The organism is Allobosea sp. LjRoot90 (assembly GCF_964254315.1).
Taxonomy (GTDB): domain Bacteria; phylum Pseudomonadota; class Alphaproteobacteria; order Rhizobiales; family Beijerinckiaceae; genus Allobosea.
In genome coordinates this window covers 380,043-394,986 of the sequence record NZ_CAXUTF020000001.1, presented here as the reverse complement: position 1 = coordinate 394,986, position 14,944 = coordinate 380,043, and the positions used below count along the sequence as shown (strand labels likewise).

Below are 14,944 nucleotides of genomic sequence, written 5' to 3'. Positions count from 1 at the left end.
GGCTCACTTGAGCTCGACCTTGGCGCCGACGGCCTCGAGCTGCTTCTTGAGCTTCTCGGCCTCGTCCTTGCCAACGGCTTCCTTGACCGGCTTCGGAGCGGCTTCGACCAGGTCCTTGGCCTCCTTGAGGCCGAGGCCGGTGATGGCGCGGACTTCCTTGATCACCTCGATCTTCTTGTCGCCGACGGCGGCAAGAACGACGGTGAACTCGGTCTGCTCTTCGACGGCGGCAGCGGCAGCGCCACCAGCAGCCGGGCCGGCGGAGACGGCGACGGCGGCGGCAGCCGAGACGCCCCACTTCTCTTCGAGCAACTTGGCGAGGTCAGCAGCCTCGAGAACGGTGAGCGACGAGAGTTCGTCGACGAGCTTGGCGAGATCGGCCATGGTTTAAGTTCCTGATGTAAGAGGTTCGAACGATTAAGGGTTGTCGGCTGCTCAGGCAGCGTCCTTGTCGGCATATGCCTGGAACACACGCGCGAGCTTTGCGGCAGGCGCAGTCGAGAGCTGGGCGATCTTGGTCGCAGGGGCCTGCAGGAGGCCGAGCAACTTGGCGCGCAGTTCGTCGAGCGAGGGCATCGTGGCCAAAGCCTTGACGCCGTCGGGGTTCAGGGCGGTCGTGCCCATCGCGCCGCCGAGGATGACGAGCTTGTCGTTCTCCTTGGCGAATGCGACGGCGACCTTCGGCGCCGCGACCGGATCGCTGGAATAGGCGATCAGGGTGGGACCCGTCAGCAGGTTGCTGATGGACGCGACGTCGGTGCCTTCAAGAGCGATCTTGGCCAGCCGGTTCTTTGCGACCTTCACGGTGGCGCCATTGGCCTTCATCTCGCGACGAAGCTTCTGGAACTGGGCCACCGTCAAACCCGCATAGTGGGCCACGACAACGACCGACGTCTTCGAGAAGACATCGTTCAGTGTCGCGACGGCATCAGATTTTGCCGTTCTATCCACTGGGCTCTCTCCGGTAGGCGACAGGTTTTAAGGCCCGCCGCCAGTTGCACGTGTCGCTCAGAAAGTGACCGGTTGACACCGACCCCTCGCCGGAGCGACGCTCAGTGCCCTGTCCCCTGCCATGGCCGAAGCCGTGATCGGGCGAGATGGTTCGAACCTCGTTCGGCGCCCTTCGGCACCGGAAGAGTTCTTGCACCGTCTATGCAGGCCTCTTGGCGAAATTATGCCCTCTAGCCGGAGCCAAAGGCGCACCTGCAGTCTCAGACAGGACTTGGATGCCCGGCCTTCGGAGATCGCTCCCCTTCGAACCGAAACACCCTTTTTCGGCGGCGAACCGCCAAAAAACGCGAAATGGACCTCCTCGTGCCAAGCACGCGGAAGCCCCGTCACTTATGGAAACACGGAGGAGGCTATAGACCCTCCCCCGACTTCTGCCAAGTGGTAATCCCTGCGCTGAAGCGCAAGGCGGGGCTGCGGCCGCGATAGAAGCGGCCGCGACGCGCTATCAGCCGCCGAGAACGGTGTTCGGCTCGATCTTGACGCCCGGACCCATGGTCGAGGAGATCGCGACGCGCTGGATATAGGTGCCCTTGGCGCCGGCCGGCTTCGCCTTCGAGACCGAGTCGACGAAAGCCTTGATGTTCTCGCCGAGCTTGGCGGCATCGAACGAGGCCTTGCCGACGGCGGCGTGGACGATACCGGCCTTCTCGACGCGGAACTCGACCGAACCGCCCTTCGAGGCGGCGACGGCGGCGGTCAGGTCCATGGTGACCGTGCCGACGCGCGGGTTCGGCATCAGGCCGCGCGGGCCCAGCACCTTACCGAGGCGGCCGACCAGGCCCATCATGTCCGGGGTCGCGATGCAGCGGTCGAACTCGATCGTGCCCTTCGACACGATCTCGACCAGTTCCTCGGCGCCGACGATGTCGGCACCGGCCTTCTTGGCCTCCTCGGCCTTGGCGCCGCGGGCGAAGACGGCGACGCGCAGCGTGCGGCCCGAGCCGTTCGGCAGGTTGCAGACGCCGCGAACCATCTGGTCGGCGTGACGCGGATCGACGCCGAGATTCATCGCGATCTCGACGGTCTCGTCGAACTTGGCGTTCGCGCGGGCCTTGACCATCGCGACGGCCTCGGCGAGCGGGTAGAGCTTGATGCGGTCAACGCCTTCACGGCCTTTGACGACGCGCTTTCCGACATGTGCCATTGTCAGTTCCCCCTCAGCCCACGACTTCCAGGCCCATGGAACGGGCCGAGCCACGGATCATCGCCACCGCCGAATCGACGTTGTCGCAGTTGAGATCGGCCATCTTCTTCTCGGCGATCTCTGTGAGCTGAGCCGACGTGACCTTGCCGACATTGCCGCCCTTGCCCGGGGTCTTCGAACCCGAGGTCAGGCCAGCAGCCTTCTTCAGCCAGTACGAGACCGGCGGCTGCTTCATCTCGAAGGTGAAAGAGCGATCCTGATACGCGGTGATGATCACCGGGATCGGCATGCCCTTTTCCATCTGCGCGGTCTTCGCATTGAAGGCCTTGCAGAATTCCATGATGTTGAGGCCGCGCTGACCAAGCGCGGGACCGATCGGCGGCGACGGATTGGCCGCGCCCGCCGGAACCTGAAGCTTCACGTAACCCGTGATCTTCTTAGCCATGATGGCTGCTCCTGTCGCTCGCCCCGGTGCCGACCGGAACGACGACGCCCCGCCCGTGAGCTGCTATCGCTCCGGACCGGGGTGTTGCAGGGCGTGGTGCGGCGTGAACCTCCGGTTGGCTAACCGGCACGCCTCCCACGCATGTGAGGGCCGCCCTATGGCACAGGGCGCACCGAAAGGGAAGCCCCGGAAGCGCTTGAGCGCTGCGGACGGCGTGTCGCAGGCGCGAGCCGCTGCGCCTCGCGCGCCAGGATGCTGTCGGCGTCGAGTTCGCGGATCGGCCGGTCGAGCTCGCGCGGCACGTCCCCGGTGAGCTGCAGCATCAGGTAGCGGCCGCAGCAGACGCGCAGGAACGAGGCGAAGTTTTCGCCGTCGCCATGGGTCTCGATCAGCTCGCCATGCAGTTTGGCCAGGAGCTGACCGAGGCTCATCCCGTCACGCGCCGCGATTTCCTCGAGCACGCGCCAGTACAGGTTCTCGAGCCGCACGCTGGTCGAGAAGCCGTTGAGCCGTACCGACTTCAGGCGCGTGCGCCAGAGATCGGCATCGGCATTGATGAAGAGCTTGCACATGGCGCCCTCCCCGCGCGCGATTGGCCCGCATCATACAGCGACAGCCGCGCCAAGCGAGGCCTGCCCTGGTTCAGGCGGCCTGCCGCAGTGCGCCGTGGCTGATCTGTGTTCCGAGCACCGCCAGGAACTGGGAGATCCAGGCCGGGTGCGCCGGCCAGGCGGGCGCGGTCACCAGATTGCCATCGGTCGTCGCCGCGTCGATGGCGATGTCGGCATAGCGGCCACCGGCGAGCTCCACCTCGGTGCTGCAGGCCGGATAGGCCGAGCAGCTGCGCCCCTGCAGGACACCGGCAGCGGCGAGGATCTGCGCACCATGGCAGATCGCTGCGACCGGCTTGTTCGCCTCGAAGAAGTGCCGGACGATCGCGATCACCTGCTTGTTCAGGCGCAGATACTCCGGCGCCCGGCCGCCCGGCAGCACCAGCGCATCATAGGCTGCCGCGTCGACGTCGGCGAAGCTAGCGTTGAGCGCGAAATTATGGCCACGCTTTTCCGAATAGGTCTGCTGGCCCTCGAAATCATGGATCGAGGTCGCGATACTGTCGCCCTTGACCTTGTCGGGACAGACCGCATCGACCTTGTGGCCGACGGCGAGCAGGGCCTGGAACGGCACCATGATCTCGTAGTCCTCGCCGAAATCGCCGACGATCATCAAAATGCGCTTGCCGGTCATCTTGTCCTCCCTTCCACCCAGTTTCGGATGGTCGGGAATAATAGGCGCAGCCGGAGTGGCGCGGGTGTTAACCGGTTAACGCAGGCTCAGCCGCCCTTGGCATCCCGTGTCAGGTAATCGCCGAGCGCCACCCCGATATGGATGACGACGAGCGCGATCAGCCCGAAGGCAAGCCAGGCATGGCTCGTCAACAAGAGGTCGGCATAGCCCATCTCCTCCGGCCAGATCACCGGGAGCGAGAGGCCGAACAGCAGCTGCTGTGCGCCGAAGGCGGAAACGCCGGCCCAGCCCAGCAGCGGCACCACCAGCAGCGCAAGATACAACAGCGCATGGACCGGCCGGCTCGCCGCTCCCTTGCGCCAGCGCGCCGTGAGCTGCGCGAACAGGCGGTAGGCGATCCGGATCAGCACGAGACCGAGCAGCAACGCTCCCGTGGTCTTGTGGCAGAGATAGAGCGTATCCGCGGTCGGCCCCTCGCCGATCTGTTTCATCATCACGCCGGTGGTGAAGAGCGCCAGCACCAGCGCTGCCGTCAGCCAGTGCAGCGCCTGCGCGATAATCGGCAGTGGCGACGGCGCCGTTGGGCTGGCCTCTGCCTCGGAGATCGCCAGGCTCATGCCGCTAGCTCCCCGCGCGTGATGAAGCCTTCGACAGCCTGCCGCAGCTCCGCCGCTTGCCGGTCTAGATCGGCGGAGGCGGCCGTGACCGAGCCGGCCGTCTGACGCCAGCTCGCCAGCGTGCCGGCGAGTTGCTCGACCTGCTCGGCGACGAGCCTGACATCGCCGGCGGTTCGCGACGTCGTCTCGCTGATCGAGCGCGAGCCGACATCCTGGCGAGCGGTCACTTCGGCGATCGAGAGCGCTGCCTTGTCGACCTTCTCGACCGAGGTCACCAGGGCGCCAATCCGCAAGGTAATGCGCTGCGCCGCGACGGTGATCTGGTTCAGCCCCGTGCGGACATCGTCGGTCGCCTCGGCCGTGCGGTGCGCGAGCTGCTTGACCTCGCCGGCGACGACCGCAAAGCCCCTGCCCGCCTCGCCGGCCCGCGCCGCCTCGATCGTGGCGTTCAGCGCCAGCAGATTCGTCTGGCTGGCGACGGTTCCGATGATGTCGATGACCTGCACGATCTTGCCGACCGCATCGCTCAGCTCAACCGTATCGGCCGTCGCCTGGTCGACCAGCGCCTTTGCGGCATCGGCAACCTCGGAGGTCCGCCAGGCCTCGCTTGCCGCCGTCGCCAGCAGCGCGGACACTTCCGCGATCGCGCCGGCGACATGATCGACATGCGAGGAGACGCGCTGCGTCGACTGCGTGGCCGCGCCGGCCCGCTCGTCGACGACACCTGAGAGCTGCGCGAATTCTCCGGCGGCCTGCGACAGCCGGGCAGCATGCTGCTCCAGCGCCTGGGCGATCGCGGCGATCCGTTCCTGGAAGGCTGCATTGCGGGCCTGGGCGGCCTCCTGGCGCGCGACTTCGCCCGAAAGCGCGTCCAGTCGCGTCTGGGCGACCTCCTGCTCGGCCTGGAGCCCGCGCTGATGCGCCAGCAGCGCGCGACCGAGCATGCCGATCTCGTCGCGCCGCATGGCGAGCTTGTCGAGCCCCCGTCCCTCTTGCCGATTCTCGGCCAAGGCTCGCGCCATGCCGGAGATCGGGCGGACCAGCCAGCGATGCTCGAGCACCACGATGAAGACCAGGCTGAACAGCCCGAGCAGCGAGAGCAGGACCTTGTTCTGATGGGCGCTCTCGACATGGTGCGACAGGCTGGTGCTCAGCCGGCCGATCTCCTCGCCGAGCCCGCGCCGCAGGGCCGAGCGCTTGTCCGCGATCACCCTGAGCTCGGCCCGGGCCGTGGGGATATCGGCGGCCTGACGCATCGCCGTGGCTCGCTCTGCGACCGCCTGGGTATCGGCCTGCAGCCTGCCCTCAAGCCGGGTGGCAATATCCTCGGCTGCGATCGCCAACACCTCGAGATCGGAAGGCTCCGCCCGGTTGCCCGAGAAGACGGCGATGCTGATGCGCTCGAAGACCATGGTCGTCGCTTCGAGGCGGCGGGCGAGATCGCTCTGCGCCTCCAGGGCCTGCGTGAAGCCGTGGAGCTTGCGCGAGCCGACAAGCTCGGTCGCGACATAAAGGCAGGAGAGCGCGCCGAGGAGCACGCCCCACAGCGCCAGGCGCTGCCCGACCGTCGCCTTGAATGTCCTGGGAAACATGCCCGCCCACGCCAAAAGCCGGCGGGACATTGCCATACACGCCTGAAGGAGGCGTTAACTACGAAATCACGCAAAAAGGGTGCCGTTGCCGGCACCCTTCAGCAAGCTGTCCAAGCGTCAGAGCTTCTCGACCTGGCTGTATTCGAGCTCGACCGGCGTGGCACGGCCGAAGATCGAGACCGCGACCTTGAGGCGGGCGCGGGCGTGATCGACATCCTCGACGACGCCGTTGAACGAGGCGAACGGCCCGTCGGCGACCTTCACCTGCTCGCCGACCTCGAACACGATCGTCGGCTTCGGCCGCTCGATGCCCTCGGCGACCTGGCCCTTGATGCGCAGCGCCTCGTTCTCGGGGATCGGCATCGGCTTGGCCTTGTCGGCGCCGAGGAAGCCGGTGACCTTGGGCGTGTTCTTGATGAGGTGGTAGACCTCGTCGGTCATCTCGCACTTCACCAGGACATAACCCGGAAAGAACTTGCGCTCGGTGTCGACCTTGCGGCCGCGGCGGACCTCGACGACCTTCTCGGTCGGAACCAGCACTTCCTCGAACTTGTCGGAGAGGTGGCGCTGCGCCGCCTGATCCTTGATCGACTGCGCGACCTTGTTCTCGAAGTTCGAATAGGCGTGGACGATGTACCAGCGGGTGCTCACGTTATTAGCTTCCGTTCAACGAGCGCCGAGGATGAGGCCGAGACCCCAGCGGATCACCGTGTCGGTGAAGAGGAAGAACAGGCTCGACATCAGCACCATCAGCAAAACCAGGCCGGTGGTGATCAGCGTCTCGCGGCGCGAGGGCCAGGTCACCTTGGTGGCCTCGCTACGCACTTCCTGCAGGAACTGGAAGGGATTCGTCTTCGCCATCGGGCTCGTCACCTCGGTTCCGGATCATCGCGACAGGGCGGCGATTCGGCGGTCCTGAAAGATTCGCGGCGCGGGGCCCAGGGAGCCGCGCGCCGTCGTTAAAGGCTTCTTACAACGCGATTGCCCACTCGCCAAGCGGTTTTGAATCGAGCGGTTCAGGGCCGCTCCGCCGCGATCAGCAGGAAGGCCGGCCGCTCGCGCTCTTTGGCCCAGTCCGGCTCGGCCGCGATCTGCTCGCGCGTCGGTGCCCATTCCTCGACATGCAGCAAGCGCAGGCCGACGCCGATCAGCAGGTTGAGATAGGTCGCGAGCGTGCGGTGCTGCTTGACCACGCCGTCGGCCAGCCAGTCGGTGACGCGCCGGCCCTCGTCGAGATAGGCCCCGACCGGCCAGACCGGCAGGCCCGATTCATCCTGCGACCAGCCCTGGTGGCGCGGCGCCGTCATGATCGGATGCTCGACCGAGAAGACCAAGCGCCCGCCCGGCTTCAGCGCCCGTTCGATCCGGCCGAACACGGCAGGCAACTCTGCGAGGTAATGGAAGGCCAGCGAGGAATAGATGAGGTCGAAGTGCCCGGCCGGCGCCTCATAGGTTTCCAGATCGGCCTGCTCGTAGCGGACGCTCGCCGTGCTCGTCTCCGCCTTTGCCCGCGCCAGCATTCGCTCGGAGACATCGACGCCGACGACCTCCGCCGCACCCTCGCCGGCAGCGAAACGGCAGAACCAGCCGAATCCGCAGCCGAGATCGAGCACGCTCGCCCCCGCGAACGGAGGCAGCAATGCGCGTAGTGCCGGCCATTCGGGCGCGGCGTCGAGCCCGCGGAGCGAGCGTGGCAGCTGGCTGTAATTCTGGAAGAAGCCGGCGTCGTCGTAGATGTTCTGTGTCATCGCGGCACGCACGGACGGCTGGCAGGGGCGGTAGGGCTCGAACCTACGACAACCGGTTTTGGAGACCGGTACTCTACCAACTGAGCTACACCCCTGTAGCGTCGGTTGCTTAGCCCGAACCTCACGGCATTTTCAAGTCGAAATCGCAACCGTCTCGTTCGAAGTTGACTCATATCCTCAGCCGATCACGGCAAAGCCCCGCGGATTCAGCATATTTCGCCGAAGGAAGATCACGAAAGAGTTGATTCTGGAAACGCTCGCACGACGAGGAAGGACGGCGCGATCGCCGCCCTTCCAAACAATGCCGCGGTTGGTCGCTTACTTCGGCAGCCGGCCGATGATCTTCTGCCGGCCGTCGACGACCTCGGCGAGGAAGCTCTCGCGCTGGACATCGCCCTTCTCGTCGAAGGTCGTCTCCATCAGGATGCCGGGCTCCTCCTCCGGCTTGATCGTCGCGCCATGCAGCGTCGCCGCGATCTTGGTCGGCTCGAACTTGCCGAGCTTTTCCGTCGCCCATTTCACCGCATGCACGGCCATGTAGCCCTTGATGCCGTTATGGTCGGGCACGAATTTGAAGCGGGCCTCGAAGCGCTTGCCGAATTCCTGCAAGGCCGGGATCGGCGCATCGATCGTCTGGCCGACATGGCCGCGCACGCCTTCCGCCGCCTTGCCGGCGAGCTCGATCACCTTCTGGCTCAGGATCGTCGTCTCGCCGATCACCGGCTTGCCGACGTTCTGGTCGCGCATCGCCACCAGCAGCCGGGCGCTCTCCTCCTCGTTCAGATAGACGAAGACGGCATCGGCATTGGCGTTCTTGATCTTGATCGCGTCGGCGGCGAAATCGGCCTGGCCCTGCTCGGTCGAGAGATCGACCGAGACCGCGATGCCGCGGCTCTTCAGCTCCTTCAGGATGGCTTCGTGCCCGCCCTTGCCGAAGTCGTTGTTGACCCAGACGACCGCGACCGACTTCGCCTTGACCTCGTCCTTGAGATAGGCGGCGATCTTGGGCATCGCCGCCGACTGGCTGAGCGAGGTCCGGAAGATGAAGGGATTGCCCTGGGCGGTGTAGGTCGTGCCGTCGCCGGCCGCGAGCTGGGCGATCTCGGCCCGCTGCGCGATCTGCATCGAGGCCATGATCGAGCCGGTATAGACCGGCCCCAGCACGGCATGGGTGCCCTCGTCGATCGCGCGCTGCACGGCGGCGCGGGCATTCGCCGGGTTGGTCTGCGTGTCATAGGCGACGAAATCGATCTTGCGGCCGAGAATGCCGCCCTTGGCGTTGATCTCCTCGATCGCCAGCTCGATGCCGCTCTTCCAGTTGGTGCCGGCGGTGGCCCCCGGCCCGGAGAGCTCGGCGATAGTGACGAGCTTCACCTTGTCCTGTGCCGCCACCGGCGTCGCCGCCAGCGCGAGCGCCAGGGCCGCAGCTTTAAGGGCAGTGTTCATGACGCCTCCTCCCGAGGTTCGATGGGCCGTTCGCGGCTCTCATCCGAAAGCATAATCTCTAGGACACTGTATGCAAGCTCATTTGACCATCCGAGGCTCCCCGTCCCGACGTCCCGTTAGGCCGGAACGTCGCCGCGGCGCAGCACGTCGGCATAGGCGTCCCACGCCCGCATGATGTGTCGGTGCAGGATGGCGTCGAGATCGGCCAGACGGCCGGCGGCGAAGGTTTCGACCATCAGGCGATGCTCGGCCATGGAGCGCTCCTGCTCGCCCTCCAGCGGCACCGAAAGATGGGTGCGCAGTGCCGCGACGCGACCGGAGACGCCGCGATAGGCATTGCCGAGATAGCGGTTGCCGCAATGCTGGAAGAAGACCTCGTGAAAATCGGTATCGGCCCGGGCATAGTCGCGGCGGCTGCCATTGGCCTGCGCCGCCTCCATTGCCGCGAGCCCAGCATTCATCGCATCCAGCGCCGCCGCGCGCGCCTTGGCCAGGCATTCGCGCAGGGCCTGCGTCTCCAGCATGAAGCGGAAGACGCAGAGCTCGGCGACGTCCTCCTCAGTCGGCGCGAAAACGAAGGTGCCCCTCTTCGGCACGATCGTCACCAGCCCCTGCAGTTGCAGCCGCGCCAGCGCCTCGCGCACCGGCGTGCGGCTGACGCCCAGCGCCTCGCTCAGCGCTTCCTCCGACAGGCTCTCGCCGAAGCCCATCTCGGCGTCGATGATGGCTGTGCGCAGCCGCTCCTCGACGATCGTGACCAGGGATTTCGGCTGTTCCACCTTGAGATCAGGCATAGTGTTCCCGTCCCAGGAAGGCCTCGTAGCTCGGCAGGTCGAGCATGGCCGGCTCCAGCGCCCGCGTCGTGCCGGAGCGCTTCAGCTCGCGTGCGAAGGCCGCCATCATGTGGGCATAGGCCAGGGTCGACGACACCGGATAACTCAGCACCTTGAAGCCGAGCCGCCCGAAATCCTCGGCCGTCAGTGGCGGCACCCTGCCCTCGACATAGTTGAACATCAGCGGCGCCTCGATCTCGCGCAGCGCCCGCTTCATCTCGTCCTCGGATTGCAGCATCTCGAGCAGCACGAGATCGGCGCCAGCCTCGGCATAGGCCTTGCCGCGCGCAATCGCCTCGTCGAGGCCGAGCGGCAAACGCGCATCCGAGCGGCCGATGATCAGGAAGTCGGGATCGCGCCGCGTCGCCACGGCGATACGGATCTTCTCGGCCTGCTCCTCGCGCGTGACCAGAGCGAGCCCGGCCATGGCGCCGCAGCGCTTGGGCGTGACCTGATCCTCGAGATGGATCGCGGCGACGCCGGCCGCCTCGTACTCGGCGACCGTCCGGGCGACGTTGTTGAGATTGCCATAGCCGGTATCGGCGTCGGCGATCAGCGGCACCTTGATCGCGGCAGCCAGAGCCCGGCCGCGCGCCACCATCTCGGTCATGGTCAGGAGGCCGATATCGGGCGCGCCGATCAGGCTGGCGGAAAGACCGTTGCCGGTCATGTAGACCGCCTCGAACCCGGCCTGCTCGAGCGCCCGCGCGCCGATGGCATCATGGCAGCCGGGCGCGACCACGAGGCCGGGCTGGCGCAGCCTGTCGGCGAGCGAATGGCGGGAACTCATCGCGATCTCCAGTCCGTATGCAAGATACAGGAAGCTGGCACGGCGCGCTCTGCGACGCCAGTCCCGAACTCCGTTCGCGGACGGGCTGGCGTCAGAATCGAAAAGGGCGGCGTCGCCGCCGCCCCTTCCGTCTTTGTCGCGGAGCCGAAGCTTACGCGATGATCGAAGCGACGACGCCGGCGCCGACGGTGCGTCCGCCCTCGCGGATGGCGAAGCGCAGCTTCTCTTCCATCGCGATCGGCACGATCAGGTGCACTTCCATGGTGATGTTGTCACCAGGCATCACCATCTCGGTGCCCTCGGGCAGGTGCACCACGCCGGTCACGTCCGTCGTGCGGAAGTAGAACTGCGGGCGGTAGTTGGTGAAGAACGGGGTGTGGCGACCGCCCTCCTCCTTGGTCAGGATGTAGGCCTCGGCCTTGAACTTGGTATGCGGCTTGACCGAACCCGGCTTGCACAGGATCTGGCCGCGCTCGACGTCCTCGCGCTTGGTGCCGCGCAGCAGCGCGCCGATGTTGTCGCCGGCCTGGCCCTGGTCGAGCAGCTTGCGGAACATCTCGACGCCGGTGACGGTCGTCTTCACCGTGTCCTTTAAGCCCACGATCTCGATTTCCTCGCCGACCTTGACGATGCCGCGCTCGACGCGGCCGGTCACGACCGTGCCGCGGCCCGAGATCGAGAACACGTCCTCGACCGGCATCAGGAACGGCAGGTCGAGCGGACGCGCCGGCTGCGGGATGTAGTCGTCGACCGTCTTCATCAGCGCGATCACCGCATCATGCCCGATCTCCGGGGTGACGCCGTCGAGCGCAGCCTTGGCCGAGCCCTTGGTGATCGGGATGTCGTCGCCCGGGAAGTCGTACTTCGACAGAAGCTCGCGGATCTCCATCTCGACCAGCTCGAGCAGCTCGGCGTCGTCGACGAGATCGACCTTGTTCATGAACACCACCAGCGCGGGAACGCCGACCTGGCGCGCCAGCAGGATGTGCTCGCGGGTCTGCGGCATCGGGCCGTCGGCCGCCGACACCACCAGGATCGCGCCGTCCATCTGCGCCGCGCCCGTGATCATGTTCTTCACATAGTCGGCGTGCCCGGGGCAGTCGACGTGCGCATAGTGGCGGGCCGCCGTCTCGTACTCGACGTGAGCCGTCGAGATCGTGATGCCGCGGGCCTTCTCTTCCGGCGCCTTGTCGATCTGGTCATACGCCGTGAACGACGCGCCACCCGACTCCGCCAGCACCTTCGTGATCGCAGCCGTCAACGACGTCTTGCCATGGTCGACGTGACCAATCGTTCCAATGTTGCAGTGCGGCTTCGTCCGAGCAAACTTCTCTTTGGCCATGACACCTTGTTCCTGACGATGCCCGCGCAGGGCCGGAAAAACGCGGTCGCATTAGGGGGTTTTGGGACGAAGCGCAAGCTGGAGGGAGTTTCGTCTCAATTCGAGGCAATTGCGATCGAACTTCTCGCTCAATCGCCGGCCGCCGATTGCCCGGCATTCAGCACAAAGAAACCCGCCAACCCCCAGAGCGGGAGGAGCAGTTGGGTCAGCAGCAGCCCCTCAGCGAAACGGCTGCAGCCCGCCGGGTGCGAGGCGGAACAGCAGCCGGCTGACCGGGTAATCGTCCTTCATCGCGGCGATCGCTCGCAAAGCCGCCACGGCTTTCGGGTCGTCGCCGTCGCCGAAGGCGAGCACGCTGCGCCCGGGCATGGCGATCACGACCGTCTTCGGCAAATTGGGAATGTCCTTCCATGGATTCGGCAGCAGAAGGAGCGAGGCGTTGTAGTCGGGCGGGTTGAAGTCGAAGGCGCGGATCACACCGTGATCGTGGATCTCGAACCTTTTGGCACGCCGTTCGAGATTGGCGAGCGCCGCCTCGAACACCTCTGCATCGCTCATACCGTAGCGCCGCCCTTCCCCAACCGGGACGAAGCGGGTGATCCGCGGCAGATCGAGCGCCGGCACGACGATGACGTCGCCGGCAAGCGGCAGGTGGAGCAGCTTGCCGTCGGACACGCCCTGCTTGCGGGCGAGCGCCGCGAACTCGTCGACATAGGAGCGGTTCTTGAGCACGGGCAGCAGCGCATCGCGGAAACGAGCGATCTCTGCCGGACTGGGCTTGCTCGGATCTCCGCTGGCCGCCATGCGATCGAGCTTCTGCAACAGGCTGTCGAAAGCCTTCTGCCGGTGGCTCGCATCGGGCTCCTTGTTGAGCTGGGCCGACAGGCTCGCCAGCCCGAAGCGCATCTCGGTGCCGCCGGCGATGACGACGAAGTCACCGGCATCGAGACGCACACCACTGACGCCGGCTCGCCCGCGACTGGCCGCCTGCAGCATCGCCCCCAGCTCCACCTCGCTGACCGGGCGCGCCTCGTTCAGCCGCGCGCGATCCAATGCTGCCGCAGGCGCGATGAAGCCTGCCAGACAAGCCAATGCCAGCACGAACGCACGAAACGCTCTGGCCATGACGACCCCACCCCTACGTCATGAGCAGATGCTCGCACACAACCTGGGCGAGAACAATGACGTAGCGGCACTCGCTGTATAATGGGCTGGTGCGCAATGCCAACCGTGGCGTAAGAGCGGGCTCTCTACCGGTTCCAGGAACACACCATGACCGAACCCAAGCCCGGCCCGCGCATCGCCATCACCTATTGCAGCATGTGCAACTGGCTGCTCCGCTCCGCCTGGATGGCGCAGGAGCTGCTGCAGACCTTCGGCCAGGACCTCGGCGAGGTCGTGTTGATCCCGCGCACCGGCGGCATCTTCCAGATCCATTATGACGGCGAGCTGATCTGGGATCGCACCGTCGATGGTGGCTTCCCCGACGTGAAGCAGCTCAAGCAGCGCGTGCGCGACCGGCTCGATCCCGAGCGCGATCTCGGCCATCTCGACGACCACAAGAAGAAGCTCGTGCAGGGCTGATCAGCCCTGCACCTCGCATAGACCTGAAGGCGACCCGGAGGCCTTCTCGAAAGTCGCTCCAGCGAGTCGGGTGGCGGTGTTTTCGAGAACCGGAGCGCAGCGGACATTGGTCCGTGAGCACCGGAAGCGCAGAAAGCGCCGTCAGACGGCCGTTGGAGTAGAGTTTCGAGACGGCCTCAGATGCCGCCGCCGCAATCGCCGGCGAGGATCTGGTCCATCGAGCGCGACGGCTCGGCGCAGCCGGCCTCGCCCACCACCTTGGCCGGTACGCCGGCGACCGTGGTGTTGCGCGGCACCGCCGCGAGCACGACCGAACCGGCGGCGACGCGGGCGCATTGGCCGACCTCGATGTTCCCGAGGATCTTGGCGCCGGCGCCGATCAGCACACCCTTGCGGATCTTCGGATGGCGGTCGCCACCCTGCTTGCCGGTGCCGCCCAGCGTCACGTCCTGCAGCATCGAGACATTGTCCTCGATCACCGTGGTCTCACCGACAACGAGGCCAGTGGCATGGTCGAGGAAGATGCCCTTGCCGATCTTGGCGGCCGGGTTGATGTCGGTCTGGAAAACCTCCGACGAGCGGCTCTGCAGATAGAGCGCGAAGTCACGGCGGTCCTGCCGCCAGAGCCAATTCGCCAGGCGGTGCGTCTGCAGCGCGTGGAAGCCCTTGAAATAGAGCACCGGCTCGATCAGCCGGTAGCAGGCTGGGTCGCGGTCGAGCACGGCGACGACGTCGGCGCGGATGCCCTGCCCGATCTCGGGGTCGGCCTCGATAGCCTCGTCGAAGGCCTGCGCGATCAGTTCGGCCGGCACGGCGCCATGGCCGAGGCGCGCCGCGATGCGATGGCCCACCGCCGCCTCGAAGCTCGGCTGGTTCGCGATCGTCGCCAGGATGAAGCTCGCCATCGCCGGCTCGCTCGCGATCGCCTGCTCCGCCTCGTTGCGCAGGCGCGACCAGACCGGATCGACGCGGTCGAGCCCGGTGGCGGGATCACGGATATCGATGTTCGGGCGCCCGGGTGGCATGGCGTTCTCCGCTGCGGTTCGCTCGTAGATCAAACTGGCACAAGAAGGTCGTGCCGGAGCACATGGCTCCGCCTTCTAGCTGAATCAAGCGGCGAAGAACAAGAATCGATTTGCGAGACAAT

The 14,944-nt window shown here is 66.2% G+C and carries 18 protein-coding genes and 1 tRNA gene; 1 reads left to right on the top strand and 18 read right to left on the bottom strand.

Going from position 1 to position 14,944, the window contains the following annotated elements; genetic code table 11:
- Positions 1 to 3: 3 nt before the first annotated feature.
- The 17 genes from rplL to ACSQ3M_RS01795 all read right to left on the bottom strand — a co-directional run bounded on the left by rplL (position 4) and on the right by ACSQ3M_RS01795 (position 13,338).
- The gene (gene rplL / locus ACSQ3M_RS01875; protein ID WP_129155100.1) at positions 4 to 384 is read right to left on the bottom strand and encodes a 50S ribosomal protein L7/L12; all 381 of its coding nucleotides are present in this window, start codon (positions 382 to 384) and stop codon (positions 4 to 6) included.
- 51 nt (positions 385 to 435) lie between these two features.
- Positions 436 to 951, bottom strand: a complete 516-nt coding sequence (gene rplJ / locus ACSQ3M_RS01870; protein WP_436148379.1) for a 50S ribosomal protein L10 — start codon at positions 949 to 951, stop codon at positions 436 to 438.
- Between the two features lie 505 nt (positions 952 to 1,456).
- Positions 1,457 to 2,155 carry a 50S ribosomal protein L1 gene (rplA, locus tag ACSQ3M_RS01865; RefSeq protein WP_152013672.1) on the bottom strand — a complete coding sequence of 233 codons (699 nt, stop codon included), beginning with the start codon at positions 2,153 to 2,155 and terminating at the stop codon, positions 1,457 to 1,459.
- 13 nt (positions 2,156 to 2,168) lie between these two features.
- The gene (gene rplK, locus ACSQ3M_RS01860) at positions 2,169 to 2,600 is read right to left on the bottom strand and encodes a 50S ribosomal protein L11 (protein WP_436148378.1); all 432 of its coding nucleotides are present in this window, start codon (positions 2,598 to 2,600) and stop codon (positions 2,169 to 2,171) included.
- A 155-nt stretch (positions 2,601 to 2,755) separates the two neighbouring features.
- Entirely contained in the window at positions 2,756 to 3,172 is a 417-nt protein-coding gene (locus ACSQ3M_RS01855; protein WP_436148377.1) for a ribbon-helix-helix domain-containing protein, read from the bottom strand.
- Between the two features lie 70 nt (positions 3,173 to 3,242).
- Positions 3,243 to 3,845, bottom strand: coding sequence for a DJ-1/PfpI family protein (locus tag ACSQ3M_RS01850; protein WP_436148376.1), 603 nt, complete (start codon positions 3,843 to 3,845; stop codon positions 3,243 to 3,245).
- A gap of 86 nt (positions 3,846 to 3,931) precedes the next feature.
- On the bottom strand, positions 3,932 to 4,462 hold the full coding sequence (locus ACSQ3M_RS01845) for a cytochrome b (RefSeq protein ID WP_436148375.1): 531 nt from the start codon (positions 4,460 to 4,462) through the stop codon (positions 3,932 to 3,934).
- Positions 4,459 to 6,054: a methyl-accepting chemotaxis protein gene (locus tag ACSQ3M_RS01840; RefSeq protein WP_436148374.1), complete on the bottom strand. Its 1,596-nt coding sequence runs from the start codon at positions 6,052 to 6,054 to the stop codon at positions 4,459 to 4,461. Before ACSQ3M_RS01840 ends, ACSQ3M_RS01845 begins: the two co-directional genes overlap by 4 nt.
- Positions 6,055 to 6,171: 117 nt before the next feature.
- A complete protein-coding gene (nusG, locus tag ACSQ3M_RS01835; protein WP_436094450.1) occupies positions 6,172 to 6,705 on the bottom strand; it encodes a transcription termination/antitermination protein NusG in 534 nt (177 codons plus the stop codon).
- Between the two features lie 15 nt (positions 6,706 to 6,720).
- Complete coding sequence (secE, locus tag ACSQ3M_RS01830; RefSeq protein WP_436148373.1) at positions 6,721 to 6,915, bottom strand: preprotein translocase subunit SecE; 195 nt, start codon at positions 6,913 to 6,915, stop codon at positions 6,721 to 6,723.
- Positions 6,916 to 7,070: 155 nt separating this feature from the next.
- Entirely contained in the window at positions 7,071 to 7,802 is a 732-nt protein-coding gene (locus ACSQ3M_RS01825) for a class I SAM-dependent methyltransferase (RefSeq protein ID WP_436148372.1), read from the bottom strand.
- 19 nt (positions 7,803 to 7,821) lie between these two features.
- Positions 7,822 to 7,897: transfer RNA gene (locus ACSQ3M_RS01820), tRNA-Trp, on the bottom strand.
- Positions 7,898 to 8,120: 223 nt separating this feature from the next.
- On the bottom strand, positions 8,121 to 9,248 hold the full coding sequence (locus ACSQ3M_RS01815) for an ABC transporter substrate-binding protein (RefSeq protein ID WP_436148371.1): 1,128 nt from the start codon (positions 9,246 to 9,248) through the stop codon (positions 8,121 to 8,123).
- Between the two features lie 116 nt (positions 9,249 to 9,364).
- A complete protein-coding gene (locus ACSQ3M_RS01810; RefSeq protein ID WP_436148370.1) occupies positions 9,365 to 10,042 on the bottom strand; it encodes a GntR family transcriptional regulator in 678 nt (225 codons plus the stop codon).
- Positions 10,035 to 10,871, bottom strand: a complete 837-nt coding sequence (locus ACSQ3M_RS01805) for an isocitrate lyase/PEP mutase family protein (protein ID WP_436148369.1) — start codon at positions 10,869 to 10,871, stop codon at positions 10,035 to 10,037. The genes ACSQ3M_RS01810 and ACSQ3M_RS01805 overlap by 8 nt, the downstream gene beginning before the upstream one ends.
- A gap of 151 nt (positions 10,872 to 11,022) precedes the next feature.
- Complete coding sequence (gene tuf, locus ACSQ3M_RS01800) at positions 11,023 to 12,213, bottom strand: elongation factor Tu (protein WP_436148368.1); 1,191 nt, start codon at positions 12,211 to 12,213, stop codon at positions 11,023 to 11,025.
- Between the two features lie 219 nt (positions 12,214 to 12,432).
- Complete coding sequence (locus tag ACSQ3M_RS01795) at positions 12,433 to 13,338, bottom strand: hypothetical protein (RefSeq protein ID WP_436148367.1); 906 nt, start codon at positions 13,336 to 13,338, stop codon at positions 12,433 to 12,435.
- A gap of 147 nt (positions 13,339 to 13,485) precedes the next feature.
- Here ACSQ3M_RS01795 and ACSQ3M_RS01790 point away from each other — a divergent pair, with 147 nt between their 5' ends.
- Positions 13,486 to 13,797 (top strand): SelT/SelW/SelH family protein, encoded by a 312-nt coding sequence (locus ACSQ3M_RS01790; RefSeq protein WP_284170413.1) that lies wholly within the window; start codon positions 13,486 to 13,488, stop codon positions 13,795 to 13,797.
- 176 nt (positions 13,798 to 13,973) lie between these two features.
- On the opposite strand, the gene cysE is transcribed toward ACSQ3M_RS01790, so the two are convergent.
- The gene (cysE, locus tag ACSQ3M_RS01785) at positions 13,974 to 14,822 is read right to left on the bottom strand and encodes a serine O-acetyltransferase (protein WP_436148366.1); all 849 of its coding nucleotides are present in this window, start codon (positions 14,820 to 14,822) and stop codon (positions 13,974 to 13,976) included.
- Between the last annotated feature and the right edge of the window lie 122 nt (positions 14,823 to 14,944).

What these genes read in the sequence shown, in the direction of transcription:
- rplL (WP_129155100.1), bottom strand. Translation starts at nt 384, where the DNA reads ATGGCCGATCTCGCCAAGCTCGTCGACGAACTCTCGTCGCTCACCGTT.
- rplA (WP_152013672.1), bottom strand. Translation starts at nt 2,155, where the DNA reads ATGGCACATGTCGGAAAGCGCGTCGTCAAAGGCCGTGAAGGCGTTGAC.
- rplK (WP_436148378.1), bottom strand. Translation starts at nt 2,600, where the DNA reads ATGGCTAAGAAGATCACGGGTTACGTGAAGCTTCAGGTTCCGGCGGGC.
- ACSQ3M_RS01855 (WP_436148377.1), bottom strand. Translation starts at nt 3,172, where the DNA reads ATGTGCAAGCTCTTCATCAATGCCGATGCCGATCTCTGGCGCACGCGC.
- ACSQ3M_RS01850 (WP_436148376.1), bottom strand. Translation starts at nt 3,845, where the DNA reads ATGACCGGCAAGCGCATTTTGATGATCGTCGGCGATTTCGGCGAGGAC.
- ACSQ3M_RS01845 (WP_436148375.1), bottom strand. Translation starts at nt 4,462, where the DNA reads ATGAGCCTGGCGATCTCCGAGGCAGAGGCCAGCCCAACGGCGCCGTCG.
- ACSQ3M_RS01840 (WP_436148374.1), bottom strand. Translation starts at nt 6,054, where the DNA reads ATGTTTCCCAGGACATTCAAGGCGACGGTCGGGCAGCGCCTGGCGCTG.
- secE (WP_436148373.1), bottom strand. Translation starts at nt 6,915, where the DNA reads ATGGCGAAGACGAATCCCTTCCAGTTCCTGCAGGAAGTGCGTAGCGAG.
- ACSQ3M_RS01825 (WP_436148372.1), bottom strand. Translation starts at nt 7,802, where the DNA reads ATGACACAGAACATCTACGACGACGCCGGCTTCTTCCAGAATTACAGC.
- ACSQ3M_RS01815 (WP_436148371.1), bottom strand. Translation starts at nt 9,248, where the DNA reads ATGAACACTGCCCTTAAAGCTGCGGCCCTGGCGCTCGCGCTGGCGGCG.
- ACSQ3M_RS01810 (WP_436148370.1), bottom strand. Translation starts at nt 10,042, where the DNA reads ATGCCTGATCTCAAGGTGGAACAGCCGAAATCCCTGGTCACGATCGTC.
- ACSQ3M_RS01805 (WP_436148369.1), bottom strand. Translation starts at nt 10,871, where the DNA reads ATGAGTTCCCGCCATTCGCTCGCCGACAGGCTGCGCCAGCCCGGCCTC.
- tuf (WP_436148368.1), bottom strand. Translation starts at nt 12,213, where the DNA reads ATGGCCAAAGAGAAGTTTGCTCGGACGAAGCCGCACTGCAACATTGGA.
- ACSQ3M_RS01795 (WP_436148367.1), bottom strand. Translation starts at nt 13,338, where the DNA reads ATGGCCAGAGCGTTTCGTGCGTTCGTGCTGGCATTGGCTTGTCTGGCA.
- ACSQ3M_RS01790 (WP_284170413.1), top strand. Translation starts at nt 13,486, where the DNA reads ATGACCGAACCCAAGCCCGGCCCGCGCATCGCCATCACCTATTGCAGC.
- cysE (WP_436148366.1), bottom strand. Translation starts at nt 14,822, where the DNA reads ATGCCACCCGGGCGCCCGAACATCGATATCCGTGATCCCGCCACCGGG.